This window comes from Streptomyces sp. NPDC020681 (assembly GCF_044334895.1).
Classification (GTDB): Bacteria; Actinomycetota; Actinomycetes; order Streptomycetales; family Streptomycetaceae; genus Streptomyces.
Genome location: NZ_JBIRTX010000007.1, coordinates 157,418 through 173,441 on the forward strand (window position 1 = coordinate 157,418; position 16,024 = coordinate 173,441).

General features: G+C 70.2%; 12 protein-coding genes. 6 read left to right on the forward strand and 6 right to left on the reverse strand.

Annotated features, from left to right (window positions below):
* Positions 1-11: 11 nt before the first annotated feature.
* Complete coding sequence (hemE, locus tag ACH4YL_RS19030; protein WP_398508519.1) at positions 12-1,076, reverse strand: uroporphyrinogen decarboxylase; 1,065 nt, start codon at positions 1,074-1,076, stop codon at positions 12-14.
* 92 nt (positions 1,077-1,168) lie between these two features.
* On the opposite strand from hemE, the gene ACH4YL_RS19035 reads away from it, so the two are divergent.
* From ACH4YL_RS19035 to ACH4YL_RS19055, 5 genes are all read left to right on the forward strand, one after another.
* The gene (locus ACH4YL_RS19035) at positions 1,169-1,840 is read left to right on the forward strand and encodes a DUF3000 domain-containing protein (RefSeq protein ID WP_398508520.1); all 672 of its coding nucleotides are present in this window, start codon (positions 1,169-1,171) and stop codon (positions 1,838-1,840) included.
* Positions 1,841-2,097: 257 nt separating this feature from the next.
* Complete coding sequence (locus ACH4YL_RS19040; RefSeq protein WP_398508521.1) at positions 2,098-2,760, forward strand: LuxR C-terminal-related transcriptional regulator; 663 nt, start codon at positions 2,098-2,100, stop codon at positions 2,758-2,760.
* Between the two features lie 78 nt (positions 2,761-2,838).
* Positions 2,839-4,122 carry an HRDC domain-containing protein gene (locus ACH4YL_RS19045; protein WP_398508522.1) on the forward strand — a complete coding sequence of 428 codons (1,284 nt, stop codon included), beginning with the start codon at positions 2,839-2,841 and terminating at the stop codon, positions 4,120-4,122.
* Positions 4,123-4,717: 595 nt separating this feature from the next.
* Positions 4,718-5,938, forward strand: coding sequence for a thiolase family protein (locus ACH4YL_RS19050; protein WP_398508523.1), 1,221 nt, complete (start codon positions 4,718-4,720; stop codon positions 5,936-5,938).
* Positions 5,935-8,061, forward strand: a complete 2,127-nt coding sequence (locus ACH4YL_RS19055; RefSeq protein WP_398508524.1) for a 3-hydroxyacyl-CoA dehydrogenase NAD-binding domain-containing protein — start codon at positions 5,935-5,937, stop codon at positions 8,059-8,061. Before ACH4YL_RS19050 ends, ACH4YL_RS19055 begins: the two co-directional genes overlap by 4 nt.
* 62 nt (positions 8,062-8,123) lie before the next feature.
* Here the strand turns inward: ACH4YL_RS19055 and ACH4YL_RS19060 are convergent, their stop codons facing one another.
* Complete coding sequence (locus ACH4YL_RS19060; RefSeq protein WP_398508525.1) at positions 8,124-9,218, reverse strand: hypothetical protein; 1,095 nt, start codon at positions 9,216-9,218, stop codon at positions 8,124-8,126.
* A 176-nt stretch (positions 9,219-9,394) separates the two neighbouring features.
* On the opposite strand from ACH4YL_RS19060, the gene ACH4YL_RS19065 reads away from it, so the two are divergent.
* Entirely contained in the window at positions 9,395-9,778 is a 384-nt protein-coding gene (locus ACH4YL_RS19065; RefSeq protein WP_398508526.1) for an NTP pyrophosphohydrolase, read from the forward strand.
* Between the two features lie 185 nt (positions 9,779-9,963).
* Here ACH4YL_RS19065 and ACH4YL_RS19070 read toward each other — a convergent pair whose 3' ends face one another.
* The 4 genes from ACH4YL_RS19070 to ACH4YL_RS19085 all read right to left on the reverse strand — a co-directional run bounded on the left by ACH4YL_RS19070 (position 9,964) and on the right by ACH4YL_RS19085 (position 15,938).
* A complete protein-coding gene (locus ACH4YL_RS19070) occupies positions 9,964-11,469 on the reverse strand; it encodes an amino acid permease (RefSeq protein WP_398508527.1) in 1,506 nt (501 codons plus the stop codon).
* Positions 11,470-11,612: 143 nt separating this feature from the next.
* Positions 11,613-13,520: a 1-deoxy-D-xylulose-5-phosphate synthase gene (gene dxs / locus ACH4YL_RS19075; protein ID WP_398508528.1), complete on the reverse strand. Its 1,908-nt coding sequence runs from the start codon at positions 13,518-13,520 to the stop codon at positions 11,613-11,615.
* Positions 13,521-13,863: 343 nt separating this feature from the next.
* The gene (locus ACH4YL_RS19080; protein ID WP_398508529.1) at positions 13,864-15,153 is read right to left on the reverse strand and encodes a sugar ABC transporter permease; all 1,290 of its coding nucleotides are present in this window, start codon (positions 15,151-15,153) and stop codon (positions 13,864-13,866) included.
* Positions 15,150-15,938, reverse strand: coding sequence for an ATP-binding cassette domain-containing protein (locus ACH4YL_RS19085; protein WP_398508530.1), 789 nt, complete (start codon positions 15,936-15,938; stop codon positions 15,150-15,152). The genes ACH4YL_RS19080 and ACH4YL_RS19085 overlap by 4 nt, the downstream gene beginning before the upstream one ends.
* Between the last annotated feature and the right edge of the window lie 86 nt (positions 15,939-16,024).

Below are 16,024 nucleotides of genomic sequence, written 5' to 3' on the forward strand. Positions count from 1 at the left end.
AAGGACACTCCCTAGCGCGCGGTCTCCGTGTGCACGTACTCCACGAGTCGCGTCAGCGCGTCCGGGTCGGTCGTCGGCAGGACGCCGTGGCCCAGGTTGAACACGTGCCCCTCCAGGCCCTCGGCCGCGTCCAGCACCTCGCGGGTCTTCGTCTCCACCGCCTCCCGCGTGGAGAAGAGCACCGCGGGGTCGAGGTTGCCCTGCAGCGCCTTGCCCGGGCCGACCCGACGCGCGGCCTCGTCCAGCGGCACCCGCCAGTCGACGCCGACGACGTCCGCGCCCGCCTCGCCCATCAGCCCGAGAAGCTCACCGGTGCCGACGCCGAAGTGGATCCGCGGCACTCCGTACGAGGCGACCGCGTCGAAGACCTTCGTGGACGCGGGCATCACGGAACGTCGGTAGTCCGCCGGCGCCAGCGCGCCGACCCAGGAGTCGAAGAGCTGCACCGCGCTCGCGCCGGCCTCGATCTGCACCTTGAGGAACGCGGAGGTGATCTCCGCGAGCCGGTCGAGCAGATCGGCCCACAACTGCGGGTCGCCGTACATCAGGGCCTTGGTGTGCTCGTGGTTGCGCGAGGGGCCGCCCTCCACGAGGTAGCTCGCGAGGGTGAACGGCGCACCCGCGAAGCCGATCAGCGGCGTTTCACCGAGCTCGCCGGTGAGCAGCCCCATGGCCTCGGTGACGTACCAGACGTCCTCGGGCGTGAGGTCGCGCAGCCGCGCCAGGTCGCCGCGGGTGCGGATCGGATCGGCGACGACGGGACCGACGCCCGGCTTGATGTCGAGATCGACGCCGATGGCCTTGAGCGGGACGACGATGTCGCTGAAGTAGATGGCCGCGTCGACCTTGTGGCGGCGCACGGGCTGCAGCGTGATCTCGGTGACGAGCTCGGGCCGCATGCAGGACTCGAGCATCCCGATGCCCTCGCGCACCTTGAGGTACTCGGGAAGTGAGCGCCCCGCCTGCCGCATGAACCAGACCGGCGTGTGCGGCACCGGCTCGCGCCTGCACGCCTTCAGGAAGGGAGAGTCGTACGTCTTCGGCTGCTGGCCCGAGGGGCGGTCATTCACACTCACGCCCAGAATCTTCGCACGTACACCTGAAGTGGCCGCCCCGGGCCGGGTGTCCCTCCCTGCGCGAAGCTCCCGTTCCGCCTACTCTTCCCCGCATGGCTGCGGCTCAGGGACATTTTTCCGATCATTCCAACAGCGCTGACGGCACGGACAGCGCGGAGGGGGATGCCGTCCCGCGCGCGTTCCGGCTGGCGGTCGAAGCGCTGCGGGCGGCGCGGCTGCGGCCCGAGATCGAGGTGGACCCGGCGCGCCCGCCGCAGCGCCTGGCACCGCATGCGTACGCCCTGGAGGCTGCGGTCGTCGACGGCGAGGACGATCTCGCGGACGGCCGTCTTGTGCTGCTGCACGACCCGGCGGGTCATGACGCCTGGCAGGGCACGTTCCGCCTGGTGACGCTGGTGCGCGCCGAGCTGGAGCCGGAGATGGCGGCCGATCCGCTGCTTCCCGAGGTCTGCTGGTCGTGGCTGACGGGTGCGCTGGAGGCGCGCGGACTGGCGTACGGAGAGGCGAGCGGCACCGTCACTCGCGCGGGCTCTCACTATTTCGGTGGACTCTCCGACCGCCGTCCGGCGACGCAGATCGAGATCCGCGCGTCCTGGACGCCGACCGAGGGCGCGGGCGGCGTGCCCGATACGGCGGGACATCTCACAGCATGGTGCGATCTGCTCTGCCAGATCGCGGGGCTGCCGCCGTCCCCGGCGGGCCCTGCGGACGCGGTCACGGGTGTGGTCTCGCTCCCGCAGCGCCGCGGACCGCAGCACCGCTGACACGCATACTCCTCGGAAGCCCCCGCCCCCTGTGCGACACCGGTCCAGGGGCCGAGCTCCGACGTAACCGGAACCAGCGCGCTCGCAGGATGATCGATCACGCGTCCGAATTGCCCCAATTGTTACTCACTAGATCGTGATCATTCTCTAAAGGCCGCATGGTTTGGTGCCGAAGAGGTCTGTGACCCTAACTGCACGGTTCGCCCCGGCTTCATCCCCGAGCCGGCTCGTCCCGCACCTTCCCCCCAGGAGGCCTGGTGTCCGTTCTTCTTGAGCAGCCCGCAAGCCTGGTCGCCTACCGCCCGAACAAGCCGACGGCCATGGTCGTCGTGGCCGACCCGCGCGTCCGCTCCACCGTCACCCGCCACCTGTGGGCCCTCGGAGTGCGTGATGTCATCGAGGCGTCGTCCATCGCGGAGGCCCGTCCCCGCGTCGGCAATCCGCGCGACATCTGCGTGGCCGACGTCCACCTGCCCGACGGTTCCGGGCTGACCCTGCTGTCCGAGACCCGCGCCGCGGGCTGGCCGAACGGCCTCGCGCTCTCCGCCGCCGACGACATCGGCGCCGTGCGCAACGCGCTCGCCGGCGGCGTCAAGGGCTATGTCGTCACCGGCACCCGTACGAACATCGGCCACCCGACCCGTCCAGGCGCGGCACCGATCGGCGCCGCGGCCGGCCGGCTGCACCGCCGCCCCCCGGGCGCCCCGAGCCACCCGGGCGGCTACCGAGAGCTCTCCGGCCGTGAGGTCGAGGTGCTCAGGCTGGTCGCGGAAGGACAGTCCAACAAGGCGATCGGCGTCTCGATGGGGCTCTCCGCCCTGACGGTCAAGAGCCACCTCGCCCGTATCGCACGCAAGCTGGGCACCGGCGACCGGGCGGGCATGGTGGCCGTGGCACTGCGTACCGGAATCATCCACTGACCCCTTTACAGCAGATCCGCGCCCGTCGACGGAACGTTCCGTCGACGGGCGCCTTCCGTTCGCGGATACCCTTGACACGTGACCGACGCCCAAGAGACCGCAGCAGAGACCGCACTGCGAACCGCCGGGGGCGCTCCCCCGGACGACGGCGTCGCAGCCGAAGAGGTACCGATTCCCTTGCTGGAGCCCCGTGAGGGCATTCCGCCGGTGGTCGCGGACGCCGCCGGACTGGCCGAAGTGATCGCCGCGTTCGCCCGGGGCAGCGGCCCCGTGGCCGTCGACGCGGAGCGCGCTTCCGGCTACCGGTACGGCCAGCGGGCCTATCTCGTACAGCTGCGCCGGGAAGGCGCGGGCAGTGCGCTGATCGATCCTGTCGGCTGTCCGGATCTGACCGAGCTCGGCGAGGTGCTGGCCGGCGCGGAGTGGATTCTGCACGCCGCCACCCAGGACCTTCCGTGCCTGCGCGAAATAGGCATGATCCCGACCCGGCTCTTCGACACCGAGCTGGCCGGGCGGCTGGCCGGCTTCCCGCGGGTCGGGCTCGGCGCGATGGTCGAGTCGGTCCTCGGATACGCGCTGGAGAAGGGCCACTCCGCGGTCGACTGGTCCACCCGCCCGCTGCCCGAGCCGTGGCTGCGCTATGCGGCGCTCGACGTCGAGCTGCTGATCGATCTGCGCGACGCGCTGGAGAAGGAGCTGGACCGGCAGGGCAAGCTGGACTGGGCCCGCCAGGAGTTCGACGCGATCGTCGCCGCGCCGCCCGCTCCCCCGCGCAAGGACCCGTGGCGCCGGACGTCCGGGATGCACAAGGTGCGCCGCCGCCGTCAGATGGCGGTCGTACGCGAGCTGTGGACGACCCGCGACAAGGTGGCGCAGCGGCGCGACGTGTCGCCGGGCAAGGTGCTGAGCGACAGCGCGATCGTGGAGGCCGCGCTCGCGGTGCCGTCGGACGTGCAGGCGCTGACCGCGCTGCCGGGGTTCGGCCACCGGATGGGACGGCGTCAGCTGGACCAGTGGCAGGCGGCCGTCGACCGGGCGAAGTCCCTGACCGACGCCGAGCTTCCGCAGCCCGGCCAGCAGCTGAACGGCCCGCCGCCGCCGCGTTCCTGGGCGGACAAGGACCCGGAGGCCGCGGCGCGGCTCTCCGCGGCGCGGGCGGCGGTCTCGGCGCTGGCGGAGGAGCTCAACCTGCCGCAGGAGAACCTGATCACGCCGGACACGGTGCGCCGGGTGTGCTGGGAGCCGCCGGCCGAACCGTCGGTGGAGGCAGTCTCCGAGGCCCTCGCGTCGTACGGCGCGCGCGCCTGGCAGATCGACCAGGTGGCTCCTCTGCTGGCGACCGCGCTGACCGCGACGGCCTGAGACGCCTCAAGGCGCCTCAGGCACGCCCTGGGCCTTCGGCGCGGCCTGTGGCGGCCCGTCCGCCGGCCGGGCGTCGCCACGTCTCCTCCGCCCTGCGGGGGCGAGTTCGGCGAGGGTGCGTTCCTGGGTGAGGGCACCTGAAGCCTTCAGCCGCCTCCGCCACACGCCGGTCGGCAGGCGCCGGGGTTCGGCGACGAGGAGGAGCCCCAGCCCGGCGGGTGGAGGTCGCCCGACCCGGGGGCGGGGCGCCGCCCCCAAACCGGTCCAGCCGGCCCGACGGGCCGAGCTTCGCCGGCCAAGACCTGACGTCCGCGGTCCCGGACCGGCGCATCCCGGAGGGGGCCGGGAGTCTTGACGCTGGCGGGCCGGAGTTCTGAACTCAACCCCAGACCGGGACCGAGGCGCGGAGCCCCGCCCTCCCAGCGGGCGAGCGGCGCGGGGTTCGGCGCGGAGTCCCGACGAGGGTCGCAGGGGCCCGGCACCTGTGTGATGTTCACCGCTCCGGGCAGGGGGCCTGTTCCGCTTGGTTACCCGCAAGTAGCATGGGCGGTGGAAGCGCGCCGCAGGCGCACCCGCACCCTGGAGGAGAGCCATCGTGCCTCGTACCGTCAGGGACGTCGTCTTCGTCGACGGCGTCCGCACCCCGTTCGGCAAGGCGGGCCCGAAGGGCATTTACCACGAGACCCGTGCCGACGATCTCGTCGTGAAGGCGATCCGCGAGCTGCTGCGCCGCAACCCGGACCTCGACCCCGCGAAGATCGACGAGGTCGCCATCGCGGCGACCACGCAGATCGGCGACCAGGGCCTCACGATCGGCCGCACCGCCGGCATCCTCGCGGGTCTGCCGCAGTCCGTGCCCGGCTACTCCATCGACCGCATGTGTGCCGGTGCCCTGACCGCCGTGACCTCGGTCGCGGGCAGCGTGGCCTTCGGTGCGTACGACATCGCCATCGCCGGCGGCGTCGAGCACATGGGCCGCCACCCGATGGGTGAGGGCGTCGACCCCAACCCGCGCTTCGTGTCGGAGAAGCTCGTCGACGAGTCGGCCCTCTTCATGGGCATGACCGCGGAGAACCTGCACGACCGCTACCCCTCGATCACCAAGCAGCGCGCCGACGAGTACGCCGTGCGCTCGCAGGAGAAGGCCGCCAAGGCGTACGCCAACGGCAAGATCCAGCAGGACCTGGTGCCGGTCTCCGTCCGCCGGACCAACCCGGAGGCCGGCGAGACCGGCTGGGGCCTGGTCACCGCCGACGAGCCGATGCGCCCGGGCACCACGCTGGAGAACCTGGCGGGTCTGAAGACCCCGTTCCGCGTCCACGGCCGCGTCACCGCCGGCAACGCCGCGGGCCTGAACGACGGCGCCACCGCCTCGCTCATCGCCTCCGAGGACTTTGCCCGCGAGAACAACCTCCCGGTCAAGATGCGCCTGGTCTCCTACTCCTTCGCCGGCGTCGAGCCCGAGGTCATGGGCTACGGCCCGATCCCGGCCACCGAGAAGGCGCTCGCCCAGGCGGGCCTGTCCATCGAGGACATCGGCCTGTTCGAGATCAACGAGGCCTTCGCCGTACAGGTGCTGGCCTTCCTCGAGCACTACGGCATCGCGGACGACGACGCGCGCGTCAACCAGTACGGCGGCGCCATCGCGTACGGCCACCCCCTGGCCTCCTCCGGCGTACGGCTGATGACGCAGCTGGCCCGCCAGTTCGAGGAGCAGCCGGAGGTCCGCTACGGCCTGAACACCATGTGCGTCGGCTTCGGCATGGGCGCGACGGTCATCTGGGAGAACCCGCACTTCGACGGAGGCAACAAGTGAGCACCGCTGAACTCCTGAAGGGCGCGGCCGAGCTGTTCCCGGACGAGGTTGTCACACAGGCGCATGTGCGCCACCTCGAACTCCCGGCGGGCGCGGGCAACTTCGCCCTCATCACGCTGGACAACGGCCTGGACCACACCAAGCCGACCACCTTCGGCCCCCAGTCGCTGGCGAACCTGAACGCCGCCGTCGACCAGGTCGAGAAGGAGGCCGCCGAGGGCGCGATCGTCGGCGTCGGCATCACCGGCAAGCCGTTCATCTTCGCCGTCGGCGCCGACCTCAAGGGCGTGGAGCTGCTGGGGCGCCACGAGGACGCGCTCGCCATCGGCAAGGGCGGCCACGACGTCTTCAAGCGGCTGTCCGCTCTCGCGGTCCCGACGTTCGCGTACTACAACGGCGCGGCGATGGGCGGCGGTGTCGAGGTCGGTCTGCACTGCTCGTACCGCACCGTCTCCAAGGCGATCCCGGCCTTCTCGCTGCCCGAGGTCTTCCTCGGTCTCGTCCCGGGCTGGGGCGGCTGCGCGCTGCTGCCGAACCTGATCGGCGCGGACCGCGCGGTCTCGGTGATCATCGAGAACTCGCTCAACCAGAACAAGCAGCTCAAGGGCGCCCAGGTCTTCGAGCTCGGCATCGCCGACGCCATCTTCGAGGGCGCGGACTTCCTGGAGCAGTCGCTGCTGTGGACGGCGTCCGTCCTCAAGGGCGAGATCACGGTCGCGCGCGCCGACGCCGACCGCGGCGAGGCCTGGGACCAGGCCGTCGAGCGCGGGCGGGCCATCGCCGACGCCAAGGTGCACGGCGCGGCCCCGGCCGCCTACCGCGCGCTGGACATCATCGCCGCGGCCAAGGACGGCGATCTGCAGAAGGGCTTCGACGCCGAGGACGTGGCGCTCGCGGACCTGATCATGGGCGGCGAGCTGCGCAGCGGCATCTACGCCTTCAACCTGGTCCAGAAGCGCGGCAAGCGCCCGGCCGGCGCCCCGGACAAGAACCTGGCCCGTCCGGTCACCAAGGTCGGCGTCGTCGGCGCCGGTCTGATGGCCTCTCAGCTGGCGCTGCTGTTCCTGCGCCGCCTCGAGGTGCCGGTGGTGCTGACCGACATCGACCGGGAGCGCGTCGACAAGGGTGTGGGCTATGTCCACGCCGAGATCGACAAGCTGCTGCTGAAGTCCCGTATCAACCAGGACAAGGCCAACCGCCTCAAGGCCCTGGTCACCGGTGTGCTGGACAAGGCTGAGGGCTTCTCCGACGCCGACTTCATCATCGAGGCCGTCTTCGAGGAGATCGGCGTCAAGCAGCAGGTGTTCGCCGAGGTCGAGGCCGTCGCTCCGGCGCACGCGATCCTCGCCACCAACACCTCCTCGCTGTCGGTCTCCGAAATGGCGTCGAAGCTGGAGCACCCGGAGCGGGTCGTCGGCTTCCACTTCTTCAACCCGGTCGCGGTCCTTCCGCTGCTGGAGATCGTCCGCGGCGAGAAGACGGACGACGCCTCCCTCGCCACCGCCTTCGGTGTCGCGAAGAAGCTGAAGAAGACCGCGGTCCTCACCAAGGACGCCCCGGCGTTCGTCGTGAACCGCATCCTGACCCGCTTCATGGGCGAGATCCAGAACGTCATCGACGAGGGCACCCCGGTGGCCACCGCCGAGAAGGCCATCGAGCCGCTCGGTCTGCCGATGTCGCCGCTGGTGCTGCTGGAGCTGGTCGGCCCGGCCATCGGTCTGCATGTCTCCGAGACCCTCAACCGCGCCTTCCCGGACCGTTTCACGGTCTCCGAGAACCTGGCCGCGGTCGTCAAGGCGGGCAAGCGCGGCTTCTACGTCTACGACTCCGGCAAGCCGGAGCTGGACCCGGAGGTCGCCGCGCTGCTGAAGCAGGGCGACTCGGTCCTCACCGAGGACCAGGTGCGCGACCGCGTCCTGGACGCGGTGGCGCAGGAGATCGGCCTGATGCTTCAGGAGGGTGTCGTGGCCGAGGCCCAGGACATCGACCTCTGCCTGATCACGGGCGCGGGCTGGCCCTTCCACCTGGGCGGCATCACGCCGTACCTGGACCGTGAGGGCGTCTCGCAGCGGGTGAACGGCAAGCCGTTCCTGGCGCAGGGCGTGGCGAGCGTCCCGGCGTAGCACGTACGCAGGAGGCCCCGGCACCTACGCGGTGCCGGGGCCTCCTGTTTGTCCTGAAGTGATCAGACCCGGGTCCATGCCTCCATGGCGAGACCGGACTCGTTCGTCTTCTGACGGGTGATCCGCAGACCGCCGTCCGGAGCGATCGCGGCGAGCACGACCCGTCCGTTCGCGTCCGCACAGAGCGCGGGCGCTCCCACGCACACCTCGCCGGTACCGGTCCACACCGCGCCCGCGGACTCGTCCTCGGTCGGATAGGCGGCGAGAGCGGGCCGCCCGTCGGCGTCGCGGTGGGCCATCAACGTGCAGTCGTGGCCGTCGACCGATGCCCTGAGAAGAGCGAGAGGGCCGGTGCCGGTGTCGCCGCCGAGCGGCTCCGGAACGCCGTCCTGGCGCCAGGCGTGCACCTCGGCGGCCTTGTCGTCACGCCACAGGAAGGTGACCCGGTCCTCGCCGGTCGCCAGTGCGGAAACGGTGCCGTCCTGCACCTGTGCCGGGATGTCCGTCTCCCGGGTGAACACGGCCTTGTTGCCGTCCTGCACCCAGCGCATCACACCTTCGCGGGCGGGCGCGACGATCTCTGTGCGGCCGCCGCCCGACGCGGCGGCGGCCAGCGTGCCGTGGGCTCCGCTGCCCTTGAGGTCGGCCCAGGGGCCCCAGGCTCCGGTGGCCGCCTGGCTGCGTGCGCAGACCCCGCCGCCGACATTGCGTACGAAGACATGGACATTGCCCGCGCCGTCAACGGCGGAGACGGGCCGGCCTATCTGCCCGGCGAGCTTCCAGTCGTTCGGATAGGGCGTGCCCAGCGGCTGCCAGTCCTTCACCGGACGACCCGTCTGGTACTGGATGGCGTGCATGACGTCGGTACGGATCTCGCCGCCGCCCTGGGCGGTCTTGCGCACGCCGAACAGATGCACATAGCCGTCGGCGCCCTGGGCGATCGAGAGATACGGCTCAAGCCCCGCGGCGGTGGCCAGCAATTCGGGCCCGGACCACTCGGGACCGGCAGGCCGTGTCTCGGTCCAGCGGAGAACGCCGCCGTCGGTGGCCGCGTAGGCCGTCAGCCGGCCGTCCTTGCCGCGCAGCAGCCAGCCGGTGGCTGTGGGACTGCCGTCGTCAGCCGTGCTGACCGGTGCCGGGACGCGGTTCCGCTTCACGGTGGGAACCTCGGGAGTCCGGCCCGCCTGTCGCTTCGATCTTCGCGCAGGCCTCAACGCCATGGCTCACCGGCCACCTTTCCTGATGAGAACCGCACTGAGCGGTCAGATACAACGCTCCATGAAGTCCTGCGACAATAACACCCGGCCGGGCGGCAAATTTCTGGGGATTTCCGATGCGGACACTGGTGATCGTCGACGCGGCGAATGTGATCGGTTCCGTACCGGACGGCTGGTGGCGGGATCGGCGCGGGGCCGCCGAGCGGCTGCGTGACCGGTTGCCCGTTTTCGCCGCAGAAGGGCTGCCGGGACATTCCGGTCCGGTCGAGCTTGTGCTGGTCGTCGAGGGCGCGGCCCGGGGTCTGGAGAGCGTGCCCGGGGTGCGGGTCGAGTCCGCGCCGGGCACCGGCGACGACAAGATCGTGGAGCTGGTGTCCGGCTGCGAGCCGGGCCGGAGGTGCGTGGTGATCACGGCCGACCGGGGTCTGCGGCAGCGGGTCGAGGCGTACGGCGCACAGTGCGCGGGGCCGAGGACGCTTCAACCCGGCGAGCGTACGTAGCGGCCTTCTGGCGGGCCGTCAGCGAGCCGGTCCGGCCAGATGTCGCGCAACACCAGAACTGCCTCGTCCGGGCCCTGTACGGGCCTGTACGGCGTCCGCGGGACGCTGCGCGGGCTCCGGGCAACCACGAGGCCCCGCATGTCCGCTCCGACAGGACATACGGGGCCGGTTGAAGCGGAATTCGGCTACACCGAGCCGCGGCCGAGGCGGCTGTGCGAGCGCCCGTAGAGGAAGTACACGATGAAGCCGACGATCATCCACGCGGCGAACCGGGCCCAGGTCTCGCCCGGCAGGTTCAGCATCAGCCACACGGACGCGGCGATGGAGAGAATCGGGACCAGCGGCACCCAGGGAGTGCGGAACGCGCGGTGCAGGTCCGGCCGGGTGCGGCGCAGGACCATCACGCCGATCGCGACGACGACGAACGCGAAGAGCGTGCCGATGTTCACCAGGGTCGCGAGTTCGTTGATGCTGGTGAAGCCCGCGATGACCGCGATGAGCCCGCCGAGCAGGATGGTCGGGCGGTACGGGGTCTTGTACTTCGGGTGCGTGATGGAGAAGAACCGCGGCAGCAGCCCGTCACGGCTCATCGCGAAGAACACACGCGTCTGGCCGAGCAGCAGGATCAGGCACACGGTGGTGAGGCCGACGGCGGCGCCGAAGCTGATCACACCGGCGTAGAAGGGGTGTCCGACGGACTTGAAGGCGTCCGCGAGTGGAGCGCTGACGGACAGTTCGGAGTAGTGCTGCATGCCGGTCACCACGAGCGCGACGGCGACGTAGAGCACGGTGCAGATCAGGAGCGAGCCGAGGATGCCCCGGGGCATGTCGCGCTGCGGGACCTTGGTCTCCTCGGCGGCGGTCGCCACCACGTCGAATCCGATGAAGGCGAAGAAGACGACGGACGCGGCGGTGAAGATGCCCATGACGCCGAAGTTGGTGGCCTCGTAACCGAACATCAGCTGGACCATCGGGGCGTCCTCCCAGCCCAGTCCGCCCTCCGGGGTCACCGCGTCGGGGATGAACGGCGAGTAGTTGTCGCCCACGATGAAGAACAGCCCCGCGATGATCACGATCATGACCACCGTGACCTTGATGGCCACGACGATCGCGGTGATCCGGGCGGACAGCTTCATTCCGAGTACCAGAATCACCGTCAGCACCAGTACCAGCAGGAACGCCAGGATGTCGAAGGTGCCTCCTGGTGAGTCGGGCCCGTTCAGCCATGGCGTCAGTTGCCAGTCCACGTTGTCCATCAGGGACCGCACATAGCCGGACCAGCCGACCGCGACGACGGCGGTGCCCAGCGCGAATTCGAGCACGAGGTCCCAGCCGATGATCCAGGCCGGCAGCTCGCCGAGGGAGGCGTACGCGAAGGTGTACGCCGACCCGGCCACCGGGACCGTGGAGGCGAACTCGGCGTAGCACAGGGCCGCCAGTGCGCACACGATGCCGGCGGCGACGAAGGCCAGAGCCGTCGCCGGGCCCGCGTTCTCCTTGGCCACCTTTCCGGTGAGCACGAAGATGCCGGTGCCGATGATGACACCGACGCCGAAGACCATCAGATCCCACGCCGACAGGGACTTTTTCAGCGCATGCTCGGGCTCTTCCGTGTCCCGGATCGACTGTTCGACCGTCTTCGTCCGGAACAGCCCGTCTCCGGCTGGGCCCGTGTCCTGCTGCGTACTCACCGGCGTACCTCCACGCACTCGTCGTGAACGCCATGATTGGGACATCTGCGGCCCGACAGAGCGCCGTACGGGTGGATTTCACGCGAATGGGCCGGTCGGACCACCCGTACAGGGTGACCGACCGGCCCATCTGACGCCATGAGTCAGTCGCGGGCGGGCTCCACGGCCTCGCTCTCGAACTTGCCGTCCAGCCGGGCGACCAGACCGGTGACCTGGCGGGCGATGTCCGGGGCGGTGAGGCCGATCTCCGTCAGGACCTCCTTGCGGGAGGCGTGGTCGAGGAAGCGCGGCGGGATGCCGAAGTCGCGCAGCGGCACGTCGACGCCGGCATCACGCAGCGCCTGGGCGACCGCTGAACCGACGCCGCCGACACGGCTGTTGTCCTCGACGGTGACGACGACACGGTGCTGCTCGGCGAGCGGCGCGAGCGCCTCGTCGACCGGCTTGACCCAGCGCGGGTCGACCACGGTCGTGGAGATGCCCTGCTTGTCGAGGAGGTCCGCGATCTCCAGGCACATCGGGGCGAGCGCGCCGACGGAGACGAGCAGCACGTCGGGACGCTCGGCCTCCGCGTGCCGCAGCACGTCCATGCCGCCGACCCGGCCCACGGCCTTGACGGCGGGGCCGACCGCGCCCTTGGAGAAGCGGACCACGGTCGGGGCGTCGTCGACCTCGACGGCCTCGCGCAGTTGGGCGCGGACCTGGTCGGCGTCGCGCGGCGCGGCGATCCGCAGACCGGGGACGACTTGCAGGATCGACATGTCCCACATGCCGTTGTGCGAGGCGCCGTCGGTGCCGGTGACACCGGCGCGGTCCAGTACGAACGTCACGCCGCACTTGTGCAGCGCCACGTCCATCAGCACCTGGTCGAAGGCGCGGTTGAGGAAGGTGGCGTACACCGCGAAGACGGGGTGCACCCCGCCGGTGGCGAGGCCGGCCGCGGAGACCGCGCCGTGCTGCTCGGCGATGCCGACGTCGTAAACGCGGTCCGGGAAGGCCTTGGCGAACTTGTCGAGGCCGACGGGCTGGAGCATCGCGGCGGTGATCGCGACGATGTCCTTGCGCTCCTTGCCGAGCTCGACCATCTCCTCGCCGAAGACGGAGGTCCAGTCGAGTCCGGAGCTGGCGATCGGCAGGCCGGTGTCGGGATGGATCTTGCCGACGGCGTGGAAGCGGTCCGCCTCGTCCTGCAGGGCGGGCTGGTAGCCGCGGCCCTTCTCGGTGAGGCAGTGCACGATGACGGGCCCGCCGAAGCGCTTGGCGCGGGCCAGGGCCGACTCCAGGGCCTCGATGTCGTGGCCGTCGATCGGCCCGACGTACTTGAGGCCGAGGTCCTCGAACATGCCCTGCGGCGCGATGAAGTCCTTGAGGCCCTTCTTGGCGCCGTGCAGGGTCTCGTACAGCGGCTTCCCGACGACCGGCGTGCGCTCCAGGATGTCCTTGCCGCGGGCCAGGAATCGCTCGTATCCGTCGGTGGTGCGGAGGGTGGCGAGGTGGTTCGCGAGGCCGCCGATGGTCGGGGCGTAGGAGCGCTCGTTGTCGTTGACGACGATGACGAGCGGGCGGTCCTTGGCGGCCGCGATGTTGTTCAGCGCCTCCCAGGCCATGCCGCCGGTGAGCGCGCCGTCGCCGATGACGGCGACGACATGGTCGTCCTTCTTCAGCACCTCATTGGCCTTGGCGAGACCGTCGGCCCAGCCGAGGACGGTGGAGGCGTGCGAGTTCTCGATGAAGTCGTGCTCGGACTCGGCGCGCGCGGGGTAGCCGGAGAGGCCGCCCTTCATCTTGAGCCTGGAGAAGTCCTGACGGCCGGTGAGGAGCTTGTGCACATAGCTCTGGTGGCCGGTGTCCCAGAGGACCTTGTCCTTCGGGGACTCGAAGACACGGTGCAGGGCGATGGTCAGCTCGACCACACCGAGGTTGGGGCCGAGGTGTCCACCCGTCTTGGAGACGGCGTCCACCAGGAAGGTCCGGATCTCTGCGGCCAGCTGATCCAGCTGCTCCGGGCTGAGCCGGTCGAGATCGCGCGGTCCCGTGATACGGGTAAGCAATTCCCACCCGTCGCCCACCGCCACCCGTGTAGGACGCGCTTCGCGCGGCTCCTTCACTCTGCCTCCTTGCGTATTGAGCTGGTCGAGCGTGCCGATTGGTCGAGTCTAATGTTCCGTGACTGACGCAGGTCACCGGCCGGTGCGTTCTACATCACGCGGATGGGTGTACGGCGCACTTCACTTGAGGCTCCGCCCCGCGTGACGGCCAGGGCCCGAGCCCGGTGCCCGGCGAAGCCCGGGTCCGGCGCGTCCGTGCCGCTCCCCGGGCGAGTGGTGGCATGCCGATGCCCCCTGCGCCCGAGGGGCGCAGGGGGCATCGAGGGTCTTGGGGCCGAGCCCCGAGCTACGCGCGACCCGCGGTCTTCTGGGTCTTGCGGGTGACGGAGTCGATGACGACCGTCGCCAGCAGGACACCACCGGTGATCATGTACTGGATCGGCGTCGCGATGCCTTCCAGCGCCAGTCCGTACTGGATCGAGACGATCACCATGACGCCCAGCAGCGCGTTCCACGTGCGGCCGCGGCCGCCGAAGAGGCTCGTGCCGCCGATGACGGCCGCCGCGATGACGTTCATCAGAAGGTCGCCCGCGCCGGCGCTCTGGTTCGCCGCCGCGATCTTGGAGGCCCAGAACAGGCCGCCGATCGCCGCGAACGTGCCCGCCAGCGAGAAGACCGTGATCCGGACCATCGTGACGTTGATACCGGCACGCCGGGACGCCTCCACGCTGCCGCCGAGCGCGAAGATCTTGCGGCCGTACGTGGTCCGGCGGAGCACGAAGTCCGTGATGATCAGGACCGCCAGGAACAGGACCAGCGCCAGCGGCAGGCCCTTGTACGAGTTGAACATGATCGCCGCGGCGAACGCGATCACACCGAGGATCACCGTGCGCAGCACGATGTCGATGAGCGGCCGGGACGGGATTCCGGCGGCCGCGCGGCGGCGGTTGTCGAAGAAGCTCGACAGGAAGAACCCGGCCACAGCGACCACGGCAAGACCGTAGGCCGCGGCCACGTCCGAGAAGTAGTACGTGGTCAGCTTGCCGACCACGCCCTCGCCGTCGAGGTTGATCGTGCCCTGGTCGCCGAGGAGCTGAAGCATGAAGCCCAGCCAGAACAGCAGGCCCGCCAGGGTCACGGCGAACGCCGGTGCGCCGAGCTTGGCGAAGAAGAAGCCGTGGAGCGCGCCGATGGCGGCGCCGGAGGCGATGGCGACGATCACCGAGAGCCACTCGTTCATCCCGTGCGTGACGCTCATGACGGCGACGATCGCTCCGGAGACACCGCTGACGGAGCCGACCGACAGGTCGATCTCGCCGAGCAGCAGCACGAAGATGATGCCGACGGCCATCATGCCGGTGGCGACCATCGTGACCGCGATGTTGCTGAGGTTCTCCGCCGAGAGGAAGTTCGAGTTCAGGCTCTGGAAGATCACGCAGATGACGATCAGGCCGATGACGACCGGGATGGAGCCCAGGTCACCGGCGTGGATCTTGCGCTTGAACTCCGAGAGGTAGCCGCCGAGGCCCTGCTCGCGCACCAGCAGCCGGGGGTCGACCGCGGTGAGCGCGTCGTGCGCGGCCTCCGGGTTCACGACCGGGGCGTCGGTGGAGGTGGAGGTCTTTTCGGTGTTCACTTCTGGACCTCCGAGGCGCGCGCCGCACGACGGGTCACGGCGTTGTCCGTGGCACCCGTGATGGCGGAGATGATCTCTTCCTGCGAGGTGGACTTGACGTCGAAGACGCCGTTGTTGCGCCCGAGCCGGAGTACGGCGACCCGGTCGGCCACGGCCTTGACGTCCGCCATGTTGTGGCTGATGAGGATCACCGCGTGGCCGCGCTCGCGCAGCCGCTCGACGAGGTCGAGTACCTGCGCGGTCTGCTCGACGCCGAGGGCCGCGGTGGGCTCGTCCAGGATGACGAGCTTGGGCTCGCCGAGCATGGATCGGGCGATGGCCACCGTCTGGCGCTGGCCGCCGGAGAGCGAGGCGATCGGGATGCGGACGCTGGGGATGCGGATCGACAGCGTGTTGAGGAGCTCACGGGCGCGGCGCTCCATCTCGACCTCGTTCAGGATGCCGCGCTTGCGGATCTCCCGGCCGAGGTAGAGGTTTCCGACAACGTCGATGTTGTCGCACAGTGCGAGGTCCTGGTAGACGGTCGCGATGCCCAGGTTCTGGGCGTCGTGCGGCCGGTTGATCTGGACGCCCTTGCCCTCCCACTCGATGATCCCTTCATCGATGGGATGCACACCGGCGATCGTCTTGACCAGGGTGGACTTACCGGCGCCGTTGTCGCCTACGAGAGCGACCACCTCGCCGCCGTGGACCTCAAGCTCTACATCGGTGAGCGCCTGAACGGCACCGAATCGCTTGGAGACCCCTCGCAACGCCAACACGGGCGTAGCGGACACGTGAACCATCTCCTTCGCCGCCTGACCGGCGGGGGATCCCGCGCCGGGGTGTGGCGCGGAGGGCTGAGCAGCAGGGAACAGGGAGCGAAGCGATC

Bases quoted from the DNA above. Each gene is read 5' to 3' on its own strand.
- ACH4YL_RS19065 (WP_398508526.1), top strand. From the start codon at position 9,395: ATGCGGACACTGGTGATCGTCGACGCGGCGAATGTGATCGGTTCCGTA.
- ACH4YL_RS19035 (WP_398508520.1), top strand. From the start codon at position 1,169: ATGGCTGCGGCTCAGGGACATTTTTCCGATCATTCCAACAGCGCTGAC.
- ACH4YL_RS19085 (WP_398508530.1), bottom strand. From the start codon at position 15,938: ATGGTTCACGTGTCCGCTACGCCCGTGTTGGCGTTGCGAGGGGTCTCC.